10 protein-coding genes and 1 other RNA gene are annotated in these 12,871 nt (G+C 49.9%); 8 read left to right on the plus strand and 3 right to left on the minus strand.

Annotated elements, in window-relative coordinates; translation table 11 throughout:
* Positions 1 to 73: 73 nt before the first annotated feature.
* From ACJJIE_RS11270 to ACJJIE_RS11285, 4 genes are all read left to right on the plus strand, one after another.
* Entirely contained in the window at positions 74 to 778 is a 705-nt protein-coding gene (locus ACJJIE_RS11270) for a DUF3108 domain-containing protein (RefSeq protein WP_444894662.1), read from the plus strand.
* 244 nt (positions 779 to 1,022) lie between these two features.
* Complete coding sequence (locus ACJJIE_RS11275) at positions 1,023 to 2,426, plus strand: OmpP1/FadL family transporter (RefSeq protein WP_444894663.1); 1,404 nt, start codon at positions 1,023 to 1,025, stop codon at positions 2,424 to 2,426.
* Positions 2,427 to 2,930: 504 nt separating this feature from the next.
* On the plus strand, positions 2,931 to 3,704 hold the full coding sequence (locus ACJJIE_RS11280; protein ID WP_282931677.1) for a type IV pili methyl-accepting chemotaxis transducer N-terminal domain-containing protein: 774 nt from the start codon (positions 2,931 to 2,933) through the stop codon (positions 3,702 to 3,704).
* Positions 3,705 to 3,706: 2 nt separating this feature from the next.
* On the plus strand, positions 3,707 to 5,023 hold the full coding sequence (locus ACJJIE_RS11285) for a YlbE family protein (protein ID WP_444894664.1): 1,317 nt from the start codon (positions 3,707 to 3,709) through the stop codon (positions 5,021 to 5,023).
* Positions 5,024 to 5,133: 110 nt separating this feature from the next.
* On the opposite strand, the gene ACJJIE_RS11290 is transcribed toward ACJJIE_RS11285, so the two are convergent.
* Together ACJJIE_RS11290 and ffs are read right to left on the minus strand one after the other, a co-directional pair.
* Positions 5,134 to 6,993 (minus strand): M2 family metallopeptidase, encoded by a 1,860-nt coding sequence (locus tag ACJJIE_RS11290; RefSeq protein WP_444894665.1) that lies wholly within the window; start codon positions 6,991 to 6,993, stop codon positions 5,134 to 5,136.
* Positions 6,994 to 7,241: 248 nt separating this feature from the next.
* Positions 7,242 to 7,339, minus strand: an RNA gene (ffs, locus tag ACJJIE_RS11295) — signal recognition particle sRNA small type.
* Positions 7,340 to 7,473: 134 nt separating this feature from the next.
* Between ffs and ACJJIE_RS11300 the strand changes: the two genes are divergently transcribed.
* The 3 genes from ACJJIE_RS11300 (at position 7,474) to ACJJIE_RS11310 (ending at position 10,720) form a co-directional block, all read left to right on the plus strand.
* The gene (locus tag ACJJIE_RS11300; protein ID WP_444894763.1) at positions 7,474 to 8,334 is read left to right on the plus strand and encodes a 6-carboxytetrahydropterin synthase; all 861 of its coding nucleotides are present in this window, start codon (positions 7,474 to 7,476) and stop codon (positions 8,332 to 8,334) included.
* Between the two features lie 54 nt (positions 8,335 to 8,388).
* Positions 8,389 to 9,105 carry a 16S rRNA (uracil(1498)-N(3))-methyltransferase gene (locus ACJJIE_RS11305; protein WP_444894666.1) on the plus strand — a complete coding sequence of 239 codons (717 nt, stop codon included), beginning with the start codon at positions 8,389 to 8,391 and terminating at the stop codon, positions 9,103 to 9,105.
* A gap of 259 nt (positions 9,106 to 9,364) precedes the next feature.
* Positions 9,365 to 10,720, plus strand: a complete 1,356-nt coding sequence (locus ACJJIE_RS11310; RefSeq protein WP_444894667.1) for a substrate-binding domain-containing protein — start codon at positions 9,365 to 9,367, stop codon at positions 10,718 to 10,720.
* Between the two features lie 294 nt (positions 10,721 to 11,014).
* On the opposite strand, the gene ald is transcribed toward ACJJIE_RS11310, so the two are convergent.
* Entirely contained in the window at positions 11,015 to 12,160 is a 1,146-nt protein-coding gene (ald, locus tag ACJJIE_RS11315; protein ID WP_444894668.1) for an alanine dehydrogenase, read from the minus strand.
* A 195-nt stretch (positions 12,161 to 12,355) separates the two neighbouring features.
* On the opposite strand from ald, the gene ACJJIE_RS11320 reads away from it, so the two are divergent.
* On the plus strand, positions 12,356 to 12,841 hold the full coding sequence (locus tag ACJJIE_RS11320; protein ID WP_108732211.1) for an Lrp/AsnC ligand binding domain-containing protein: 486 nt from the start codon (positions 12,356 to 12,358) through the stop codon (positions 12,839 to 12,841).
* Positions 12,842 to 12,871 lie beyond the last annotated feature (30 nt).

The raw sequence follows: 12,871 nt of genomic DNA on the forward strand, positions 1-12,871 counted from the left end.
AAGTCCTTCAATGTACTTTGCGCGCCTCGCCAGCTAGTATTCAAAAGGGTTCAGTTTTTTGTGGGATATCACAGTGCGCCTTTTTGCTACCTCTCTGTTTCTTTTTTTAATTACCGGCCAGGCAATTGCTGCTGAGCTGGAACCTTTCAAAGCCACCTACGCCGCCCGATTTAATGGGATCAGTATTACCGCCACTCGGGAATTGTCCGGACAGGATGGCAACTGGCGCCTGGACTTCGATAGCAGCGCCCTTTTTGCCAGCATTAAAGAGTACTCTCGCTTTACCAGCCAGGATGGCCATATCACCCCCCAACATTACGAATATCACCGCAAAGGCCTTGGTCGAAATCGCGCCACGGTGCTTAATTTCGAACCGTCAAAAGGTATGATCTTTAACGTCCATAATCCAGAGCGGGATCTCAAAGACGCCCCACCCAATATTCTTGACAAGGTGAGCTATCAAATCCAATTGGCACTCGATGTCGCCGCTGGAAAAAAAGACCTTCAATACCAGGTTGCCGATGGCAAAAAAATTCGCGAATACAAATTCAGTCAAGTTGGCACTGAAATCCTAAAAACACCTCTAGGCCCGGTGGAAACAATTAAAGTCGCTCGAGTGAGAGATAAAAACTCAGGAAGAGAGACAACTGTCTGGATCGCACCGCAATGGAACTACGCTTTGGTGAAACTTATCCAAAGAGAAGAAAATGGCAAAAGGTATCAAATCAACCTGACAAATTTATCCATCAACGGCGAAAAAGTCGCTGCCAGCCAATAAATGGCCACATTTTCGACTGATGAAAAAAAATCCGTCGACTTGGATAGCTTTTTGTCCCCATTGTCTTTATAAAGTCACTCCTCTCCCTCACTAGGGCAATGACGTATTGCTAGACTTTTTAGTAAGGGATTTGCTACGGAAGTGGAAGGTACTTATATAAGTCTAAAGGCCTTCCTGCCATGGCAGAGTTTATTCCAACCTGTTTATGGCTTTCAGTAATCAGCAGACTTAGAGATGGGTTCTCATGAATAAAAAATATCTGCGACACGCAGTTCTGGCCGCAGCTATCAGCTCCGTTTCCCAAGGCGCTATGGCTGCAGGTTTCTACTTGCAGGAAACCAGTGCTACAGGCCTTGGCCGCGCATTTGCTGCCGAAAACACTATCGGCGACAACGCTGCGATTCTGGCACGTAACCCAGCCGGTTCAGCACTGTTCAATACCTACACCATTTCTCTTGGTGCCACTTACGTTGACCCCGAGATCGATGTAGATGGTGACGTTACTTATTATGTCGGCAGTGCGGAAACTGGCTACCTGGGATTCGAAACTCCAGCTAGCGCCGATGACTACGCCACCAGCGCAGTAATCCCCAATGGCTATCTGGCAGCCCCCATCAATGATGAGTGGTCCTGGGGTCTGGCTATGTACACCGATTTTGGCCTGGAAACTGATTTCCCGGATAACTTCCCTGCAACTACGATCGCCAACAAAACCTCTCTGCTGACTGTAAACATCCAGCCATCTGTTGCTTATGACTTTAACAATCAATTCAGCATTGGCCTGGCAGCAAATATTTTCTACGTCGACGCAGAACTGAACACTACCTTCCCCGATGATTTCCTGATCGGTGACGTTGTAGAACCCGTTTTAGGATTTAATCCTGCCGGTGCCACCGTACTTGACGTTAAAGGCGATGCCTGGGACCTGAGCTGGACCATCGGCGGCCTGTGGCGCATCAGCGACAACACTCGCGCAGGTATTTCTTACCACGCTAAGTACGACCCCAAAATCAAGGGTGAAGTAAGCTCCGACATCGCTCCGAGCCCGCTGGATTCATTTGACGATACTTCCGGTAACCTGACCCTGAACCTGCCTGACACCTTGGAGCTGGGCTTCTACCACCGCTTCAACAATAACTGGGGTGTGGCAGTAGGCTACATGTGGACGAACTGGGACCGCTTCGAGCGCCTCGAAGCCTTTATCCCCTCCGCAGGTGAAGACTACAACCCGCTTCTGCTGAAAGAAGAAAACTTCCAGAGCGGTTCTCGCTTCAGTATCGGCGGTGAATACTACCGCAATGATGAATGGACCTTCCGCTTTGGTTACGCCTACGACCAAGGCGCAGCCCGTGACGGCTTAAACCGCGAAGAAACTGAAGAGCTCTCTGAGCTGGTAGACGAAGATCTCCCGATTACCTGGCGTACCCTGTCTATTCCTGACACTGATCGCCAGTGGCTGACTGTTGGCGGTACCTACTCACTAAGCGAAAAGCTCACTGTTGACGGATCTTTCGCCTATATCTGGGGTGACGACGAGGTTATTCAGGAAGCTAACAACATTAGCGATACCCTGATCACCTACTTCGATGGTGGCACCACCAAGACCGAAGCTTACCTGTTCAGCTTGGCTCTGAATTACCAGTTCTAAGTCACCTTAGACCTGATGAAAGAAGGCTCTATCTCTGGTAGGGCCTTTTTTATTTTGGGCTATTATCAAGCCCTCATCTAAACTTCCAACCTCACAACAATCCGCCCCTCAGAAAGCTCTCCCCACCCCCTTACCCAAATACCACCAATGCGCTAACACCGAAAAAAAGGGTTAGATATCTCCATCCTTAAATTTGATATAAGGAACGTCAAATCCTAAAACCAGATGAGTTTGCAAAATCATATATCTTAACAACGCATTTAAATTATTTATTTTTGCTCATTTAATGGAATCTGGAGCTTATTTGTTTAACTTATCAATATTGTTCAAAATCGCCTTATTCAGAAAGCAGGCCCCATAAGCTCACACCACTATTACTCAAGGATCTCTGAATAACCCCGTAATACCTCTGCGACCTCTCATTAACTGAGAGGGATCACGCATGCATTGCAAACATCAAACCCACTTAAATTGTGAAGTAAGTCAAACTACAAGAGTAAAATCATGAAGTTGTCAGCAGTATTTATCTTGTTAATTTTAAGCCTGGATGTCGCAGCCTTCTCTATGGGAGATGCCATCAATACGGCTGGTCGACAAAGAATGCTATCCCAACGCATCACCCAGACTTACATCTTGCGCGGCATTCAACCGGATGCAGAACGCCACGAAAAGGTATTTGCCCGATCAATTCACGAATTTAAAAAGAATCACGAGAAACTAAATAATTTTCATGGCGCAGAAAAGATCAGGGATCAACTTGTTAAAGTTGAAAGAGAATGGAAAGCGTTTGAGTCTGTCGCCTTACAACCGGTCAATAAACAAAGCGCCAGCGAATTATTTCAGCGCAGCAACTCCCTTCTTTCTGCTGCCCACACCTATGTGGTCCAACTCCAACAAGTCGCCAATCACAACAGCGCCGAACTCATTAATATCGCCGGCCGCCAGCGTATGCTCTCCCAGAGAATCGCCAAGAACTACGCTGCTAAACTTTGGGAAGTATCCTTGGATGATGCCGAAACCGGATTGCAAGAAGATCTCTCCGAATACTCCAACCGACTGAACCAACTATTGGAGAGCCCCCTCAATACGCCAGAGATCAATGACAATCTACGCAAAGCAAAAGACCACCTGAGTTACGCCAGCCGAGGGTTTGAGGGAGACATGAAAATATCTGAAAAACGCCAGATACAGGTAATCACCGGCACCACTGATCTGATGCTACGCAATATGAACATCGTTACTGAACAATATGCTGAGTTATTAAATTCAGGGGAGTAGGGATGAGAACAGACATTGAATTCAGGCCCAGCACCGAAGAAATCCTCTATAAACTGGCAACCCCTGAGTTCCAAGCTCTCAATCAGCAAGCGAATGACGAATCCATTAAGCGCATGAAGCAGGCTGTGCCGATTTTGATTGGGATAGGCAAAGCCAGTGACAACATCCCTGGAATGCGAAAAAATTTAGTCCTGCATGCCGGTCCCCCAATAACCTGGCAGCGGGCATCTGGACCGTTAAAAGGCGCAATCATTGCCGGTCTGATTTATGAAGGCCTGGCTAAAAATAAAGTTGAAGCGGAGCGGGTTATGGAGGAAGGCCGGGTTGATCTTGAGCCTTGCCATAACCACAATGCGGTCGGGCCCATGGCTGGCATTATTACCCATTCAATGTCTGTGTATATTGTCGAAGATAAGCTATCCGGCAATCGGGCTTATTCCAACCTTAGTGATGATCGCGCCGATTACCGCGGTAGCTCTATTCGCTTTGGCGTGTATGACAAAGAGGCCATCGATTACCTTCGTTGGATAGAGGACGAAATTGCCCCCGTACTAAATCAAGCAATCCAAGATGAAGGCGGAATTGATTTTGTACCTATAATTGGCCGGAGTCTCCTTATGGGAGACGACTGCCATGTAATGACTAATGCCGCCACACTGATTTTCTCCAGAATTTTAATGCCAGGAGTTATTCGGGCCAGTAAAAAGCGAAAAGATATTGAAAGGATTACCAACCAAATCTACAAGGATGAGACATTTCCGTTAAATCCAATCATGGCCACCTGCAAGGTTATTTCCGATGCCGGCAGCGGTATTCCTCACAGCAGTATTATTACAACCATGGCTCGCAATGGGACGGAATTTGGTATTCAAGTTTCAGGGTTGGACAAGGCCTGGTTTACCGGTTTGGCCGGGGTTGGCCACGGACTATTAATGCCAGGAATCACTCCCGCAGATGTCAACCGGGACATGGGAGACAGCGCCATCACAGAGACTATGGGTTTTGGCGGCATCCACAAAACATTCTCAGGAACATACCAAGACAACATCGACAACATACTGAAAATGTATGATGTGTGTCACTCTGAGAGCGACTTTGTCGTTACTCCAGGCATTGAGGGTAGAGGCGCACCATTTGGTTTTGACCTGCTAAAAATCATTAGAACCGGTACGACACCAACCATCAACTCCGGCCTGGCCCACAAAAGCATGAACCGCTACCAAGTCGGCACCGGGTCTCTGCACCCCCCACTGGAAGCATTTTTAAATGCTGCTGCCAGCTTTCTGGATTCAGAGGAAGAGCAACCCCCAGTCCACTAATAACTGAGCCTCGCAACTAATAATATTCAAGAGTTCATAATTCACGTGAGCATAAAACAGAAAAAGGGGCTAAGCCCCTTTTTCTAATACCGACAAACTAAAAGCTCAGATTACCAACCGCACTGACGCCCTTGGTTCTGCTCTTCCAGGTACGCCATCAGCGGCTGGAAGTAATCGATAATGGCTGAAGCATCCAGGTCGCGCTGACCAGTGAGCGCTTCCATAGCATCCGGCCAGGGCTTGCTTGCACCCATTGCCAACATAGCGCGCAGCTTCTTACCAGCCTCATCATTCTGGTAGATGGAGCAGCGGTGCAGCGGTCCGGTTTCACCAGCGGCTTCACACAGCGCGCGGTGGAATTGGAACTGCTGGATACGCGCCAGGAAGTAGCGAGCGTAAGGTGTATTACCGGGGATATGGTACTTGGCACCCGGATCGAAGTTCTCTTCGGAGCGCTCTACCGGAGCGGCAATGCCCTGGTAATCTTCACGCAGTTTCCACCAGGCTTTGTTGTAGTCTTCCGGCTTCACCTCACCGTTGAATACCTGCCAGCGCCACTTATCAACGAGCAGACCAAATGGCAGGAAGGCAATCTTATCCAGCGCCTGCTGCATCAGGTAACCGATATCTTTACTCTCATCCGGCACCTCATTCATCAAACCGATTTCCTTCAGGTACTTCGGTGTGATGGAAAGCGCAATGGTGTCGCCAACAGCTTCGTGGAAACCGTCATTAGCACCCTCTTTATAAAGGAAAGGCTGATCCTTATAGATGCGCTGGTAGAAGTTGTGGCCCAACTCGTGGTGGATGGTAACCAGGTCTTCGCCCGTTTTATTGATACACATCTTGATGCGGAGATCGTCCTGCCCATCCATATTCCAGGCACTGGCATGACAAACTACATCGCGATCGCGTGGCTGGGTGAACTGGGAGCGCTCCCAGAAAGTTTCCGGTAGAGGCTTAAAGCCCAGGGAGGTGAAGAACTTCTCCCCGACTTTAACCATGTCTTTTTCACTCATGCCGGAATCAACCACCAGCTGAGTCAGATCATAGGGGGCCTGCATGTCGTCGTCTTTGACTATGTCATAGACGTTACCCCACTCCTGGGCCCACATATTACCCAGCAAGTGTGCAGGAATCTTACCCTGAGCCGGCACTACGTCATCGCCATAATGCTCATTCAACTTGGCGCGAACATGGCAGTGCAAAGCTTCGTACAACGGCTTCACTTTACCCCACTGGGTATCCATATCCTCAGCAAAGGCATCCGGGGCCATATCATATTTGGAGCGCCAGAAAACACTCAGGTTGTCATAACCCAGCTCTTTGGTGCCCGCATTACCGATCTCCACCTGGCGCTCATACAGAGGCTTCATAGGAGGAGAAACTTTACGCCATCCAACCCACAGATCCTTGAGTAATTCAGGATCGCGATTGGTTGCCATCACCTGCCCCATCTCAGTCAGGGTGTAGCACTTTTCTTCACCGCCATCTTCGCGGCAGTATTTACCGGCACCGTACATGCCCTGCATTTTTGATCCAATTTGCGCCAACTCAGAAGTTAGTGCCGGACCTTTCGGCGCCGGGAATACCAACCCCTGCTTCAACATGGTCAACTGGCGACGGGTATCCGGGTCCAGGTCCAAGTCGTTAAATTTGGCGGCCTCTGAAGCCAGCTCCACGGCCAGGGTGGTGTATCGCTCTGAAGCCAAAGCTTCTACGTATTGGGAATCAATATTGATATAGGTAGAAGCAAGCCAGGCCGCATGACTTGCCTCTTGCCCCATTTTTTCCAAGCGAGCCTGGGCATCATTTAAGAAAGCTTGCGCATCTTTGGCTGTCAGCTGGGAATTATCAGCTGGGCTTTCCGCAGTCGCCTGGGCTACACCAACCGGTTTTACAGTTTGCTGTCCACTGTCACAGGCAGACAGTGCAACGGCAACCGCTATCGAGAGAGCAACTTTTTTCATTTTCTCCTCAAGAATCATTTTTAGATCTGCTTATAGTTGACGCCGTTTATAGCATAAGCCCCACACAATCAGCGACGGCGAGGCCGAAGATCGAGCCAGATCGACACAAAATCCCCTTTTATATCGTCTTTGCGAGAAAAAATTTGGTGAGGAAAAGAGCAAAACCCAGGACACAGCCGAGCAAAACACTCTCAACGGGGATTTTCAGGGATGGTTTTTGAAACAAAGAAGGGAGAGACTGGAGGCAGCCCAACCAGCAACACCCTCGGCACATGATACCACTGCTACCGTTGCTCCCTTCCGGGCCTGGCGGAGTTCACAGCTGCTCATTGCGAGGGGACCGGGAGGGCCGCCACAACGATCTTCGGTGTCAGTGCATCCGAAGAGGGCGCGATTATAGAGGCATAAACGAATAAGATCCAGCCCTATTAACAGGTTATAATGAACGACTACTATCTCACCCCCTGCAAAGAGTTACTCATGCACTTGTTTGTCGATAATTTAACCAACGTTGACTTCAGCTACCTCGACTCAAAACGAGGCATCGTAGGCGAGACCTGGCTGGCAAACGCAGCCCTCGATGGCGCCTTGGATGAACAGGGGATGGTTTGCGACTTTGGTATAGTGAAAAAGACCCTGAGGCATTGGCTGGATGATCAAGTCGACCACCGCCTCCTGGTACCTACCCGCTCACCCCAACTGACCCTGGAGCACAATGGAGACCAGGTTAACCTGACCTGGCTACTGGAAAACGGGGCCTCTATTAAAGTGTCAGGTCCGGAACAAGCTTTTGCCTTAGTGGACGCCCAGGTAATTACCCCTGAGAGCGTCGCCGTCTGGTGTGTCCAGCAGCTGGCCAGCCACTTCCCCGATAGCGTGGAGAAGCTCAAACTCAGTTTCCACTGTGAAGTGATTGAAGATGCCTTCTACCACTACAGCCATGGCCTGAAAAAACACCTTGGTAACTGCCAACGTATCGCCCATGGACACCGTTCACGCATTCAGGTCATGACGGGTGGTCAACGCGATACAGAGCTGGAAAAGTACTGGGCTGAGCGCTGGGAAGATATCTACCTGGGCACTCGCGAGGATCTGGTTTCAACAACTGCCGATGATCGCGGTGAGGAAATCCATAACTTTGCTTACAGTGCGCAACAGGGAAACTTCACCCTGTCCATCCCTGCCAAAGTTTGTGAAATTCTTGACTGTGATACCACGGTGGAGCAGTTGGCCCAATATATCGCCAACACCCTGGCGGCAAGAGAACCGGGGAAAGCGATTACCGTAAGAGCCTACGAAGGTATTGGCAAAGGCGCGATTGCTTCAGCTCAAACCAGCTAGCCCAGCCCCATAGCACCGACACCGTTATAAATTGAAGTACCAAGGCGCCCGACTTTGAACCTGATTGTTTTACAAAAGCACGACTTTATTAGTCCCAATCGCGTCCGCCTTAGTGGACGCCAGCTGGAGCATATCACCAAGGTTCACAGAGCAGCTCCGGGACAACAACTTCGTGTCGGACTGCTCGACGGGCAAATAGGGAATGGCGAGATTGTTACGCTCGACGAGAAGTGCGTCGAGCTTGAAGTGGCATTCGCAATTGATCCGCCCCAGCCATTACCTCTCACACTTATTTTGGCCCTACCTCGCCCCAAAATGCTCAAGCGGGTTATCCAGCATTTGACTGCACTCGGAGTCAAAAAACTGGTTTTAATTAATAGCTACCGGGTCGAAAAGTCTTACTGGCAAACTCCCTGGTTACAGGAAGACAAACTCTTTGAGCAATGCCTGCTCGGACTCGAGCAGGCTGTCGATACACAAATGCCGGAAATTCTGTTGCGCAAACGCTTTAAACCGTTTGTCGAAGACGAACTCCCTTCCCTTTCCAGTGACTCCCGTAAACTGGTGGCTCATCCAGTAGGGGGAACGGCTTGCCCTGTGGACATAAAGCAACCGACCACTTTAGCCATTGGCCCTGAAGGCGGCTTTATCAGTTATGAAGTCGAGAAGCTCCAGGAAGCAGGCTTTCAATCCGTTCACCTGGGTCCACGTATTTTGCGGGTAGAAACTGCACTGCCAGTCCTAATTAGCCGGTTATTTCCCGCTTTTTAAATTGCTCAAATTTTAGAGGCTCTAATACACCTTCACGGGGGCCTCTAAACACCTGTTTGATCTATTGTGTTTTAAAACATAGAGCAAGCTTTTACGAAAGCTTAACCACCCATACTTCAATTGTTCAAATAAACCCCGCTAAAGTTACCTATCTCTCACGATGAGACAATTGCGTAATTTAGCAATCAATATTTCATCAATTTGTCACAATTAAGTCATATTTTGCGCCCTCGTTTTACCACCTTACGGTCGAATTACTATGAGCGTATTCTTAAGCCGGCTAAAGCAAACCCTTACCCTCTTTCTTCTTGGGGTGGCCCTGGCTGCTGCAACTTCCACAGCCCAAACCCGCTTCCCTCCCGACACATCGGGCCTGCTTTTTACTTTACATGGCTCCAATACTGTGGGCGCAAAGCTGGCGCCCAACCTGGTGAGCGATTACCTCGAAGCCCGTGGTGGCAGTAATCTGGAGATTATTCCTTTAGGGAAAGAAAATGAGGTTCGAGTGCAAGGGGATCTCGGTGGCAAAAAAATATATGTCGATATTGCGGCACACGGTTCAAGCACTGGGTTTAAAGGCCTGGAACGTTCCCAGGCCAATATCGCCATGGCTTCGCGACCAATAAAAGATACTGAGCACGCAGCCCTGAGTCGCTTTGGAGATATGCGCGGCCAAGGTGCGGAGCATGTTATTGCCATCGATGGCCTGGCAATTATTATTCACCCTCAAAACCCCATCAGCCAATTAACCTTGCAACAAATAGCAGCAATATTTTCCGGAAAAATTACCGACTGGTCTGAAGTGGGCGGGCAGAAAGGTCGCATCAAAGTTCTGGCGAGAGATAATCAGTCCGGTACCTGGGATACGTTTAAAAGCTTGGTGCTTGGGAAAAAGCACTCCCTTATTGCCAATGCAAAACGCTTCGAATCGAATGATCAATTGTCGGACCGTGTTTCGGCAAACCCCAACAGTATTGGATTTGTGGGCTTGGCATCTATTCGACGGGCCAAGGCAGTGTCAGTATCCGATCAGAACACCCAACCACAAGCTCCAGAACATCTGACAATTGCAACTGAAGACTACCCCCTTTCCCGCCGCCTTTTTCTCTATACCGCTGCTTACGGTTTAAAACCCGTCACCGAAGAGTTCCTGCACTTTGTACAGAGTGAGCAGGGGCAGGAGCAGGTAAAGGCCACTGGATTTGTCGCGCAGACGCCAATCAGTGTAAAACCTGAAGCCAACCGAGATGGGCCCAGCGAATACCTGAAATTAACGGAAAATGCAGAGCGCCTGAGTATTAACTTCCGTTTCTCTGAAGGCAGCGCCTCTTTAGATAACAAGGCAAAACAGGATATACAGCGACTTGTCCGCTTTATGCAAAAGCCAGAGAACAGCCACAAGCGACTACTATTGATCGGGTTTGGCGATGAGAAAGTGAGTGAAGGGCGTTCAATCGTTTTATCAAAACTACGCGCAGTTACCGTTCGCTCCGCTCTAAGGGATCACCAGATTAATACAGCACCGGTTCAGGGCTTTGGTGCCTATCTGCCGGTAGCCTCCAACAGCTCCAGCTCAAAGATAAAAAATCGCCGGGTAGAAATCTGGGTTATTTAACACTAGCCCTAAACCCCTCTCCCCCGTGAGGCGACAAGGAAGTCCCTCAGCATCCTTTTTTCTTTTCCTCCTCCCCTTCCCCAGTTTTTCCCAAAACAACAAGTCCAGCTTTCTCCAAAATATAAATAACGCGCATAAAAAAGCCGCGTAAATACGCGGCTATCAATTAGTGGCTATGCCACCAGGTCTCACAGAGAGGAACGCAAAGAGCGCTCCGGGGGAAACTTCCCAAAACAACAAGCGCGTTACCGCTTATTTACAATGCGGCCGCCCGCAGGCGGCCACCGGGGGCAATTAAGCTACAGCGTCTTCCGCTACTGCTTGTTTTTGCAGAGCCAGTTTGGGATCTACAAACTCGTAACCCAATACGTCGGCTACGGCTTGGTAGGTCACCATGCCAGCGTGAACATTCAGGCCTTCCAGCAGGTTGGAATCGTCCAACAGTGCCTGCTTGGCGCCTTTGTTTGCCAGGGCTACCGCGAAAGGCAGGGTGGCATTGTTCAGGGCCATAGTGGAGGTGCGAGCTACACCGCCGGGCATATTGGCAACACAGTAGTGAACCACACCATCAACTACGTAAGTAGGCTCTTGGTGAGTAGTCGCCTTGGAAGTCTCGAAACAACCGCCCTGGTCAATAGCAACGTCAGCTACAACTGCGCCTTTCTTCATGCGGCTGATAATGTCGCGGGTCAGCAGTTTGGGGGCTGCCGCGCCAGGAATCAGAACCGCACCAACAACCAGGTCAGCTTCCAGTGCGTGCTTTTCAATAGCATCGTTGGTGGAGTACTCAGTGCGAACCGCACCACCGAAAATATCGTCCAGCTGACGCAGACGCGGCAGGGAACGGTCGAGGATAGTAACGTCAGCACCCATACCCAGGGCCATCTTCGCTGCGTTAGTACCAACAACACCGCCACCGATAATCAGGACTTTAGCAGGAGCTACACCGGGAACACCGCCGAGCAGTACGCCGAGACCACCCTGGGCTTTTTCCAGGTGGTGGGCACCGCACTGAACAGACATACGGCCAGCAACTTCAGACATGGGCGCCAGCAGAGGCAGGCCTCCGAAGCGATCGGTTACAGTTTCATAAGCGATGCAGGTAGCGCCGGATTTCACCAGCAGCTCAGTTTGTTTGGGGTCTGGAGCCAGGTGCAGATAGGTGTACAGAACCTGCCCAGGGCGCAGCATTTCGCACTCGTGGGGCTGGGGTTCTTTTACCTTGACGATCATATCGGCAGTGGCAAAAATCTCTTCCGGAGTATCGATAATCTTGGCGCCGGCTTGAACGTACATCTCGTCGGGGAAACCAATAGCGGCACCACCATCCTTCTGTACGATCACTTCGTGGCCGTGGCCAACCAGTTCGCGAACACTCGACGGCGTCAGGCCAATACGATACTCGTGGTTCTTAATCTCTTTAGGGACGCCAATCAACATTTTCCTTCTCCTCGCTCTGTGCGCTCGGTACTGCCTTAATCAAATAGGAGTACCTAATTTCTATGTTTTCCCCAGTATAAGAACAGATAAGAAGTGGATATTTAGTAGATTTTTGATAAAACTAGTGGAATCCACTAATAACCCTGTCGCCAAGTCTATTTTTTGACCATGTCGACCAATTCGGAGTCAGCAGTTATGCGCAAACGTGCGGGAGAGCTAAGTACCATCGACCGGAACATATTGCGTGTTCTACAAAAGAATGGGAGAACCAGCTATGCCGAGCTGGCCCGACAGGTGGGATTGACCGCGACCCCCTGCGTCGAACGGGTCAAGCGCCTGGAAAATGACAATGTTATTCAGGGTTATACCGCCTTGATTAATCCGGAATACCTCGATGCTGCCCTGGTGGTTTTCGTGCAGATCAGGCTGAACCGCTCCGCACAGGACGCTTTTGAGGAATTTCGCAACGCCGTAGCCGCCCTGCCGGAAGTTCAGGAGTGTTACTTGGTATCGGGGAATTTTGATTACTTGATCAAGGCCCGGGTGGCGGATATGAGTGCCTATCGCAAGTTCTACGGCGAAACGCTTTTAACGCTGCCGGAGGTGCAGGAGTGCACCAGCTATGTGGTGATGGAAGAAGTCAAAGAGACACTGGAAGTACCGGTTCACTACAACCGATAGCAGGATAGATCGATGAGTGGCCACAGCCAC

The sequence above is a fragment of the Microbulbifer maximicatervae (SeqCode) genome, assembly GCF_052467325.1.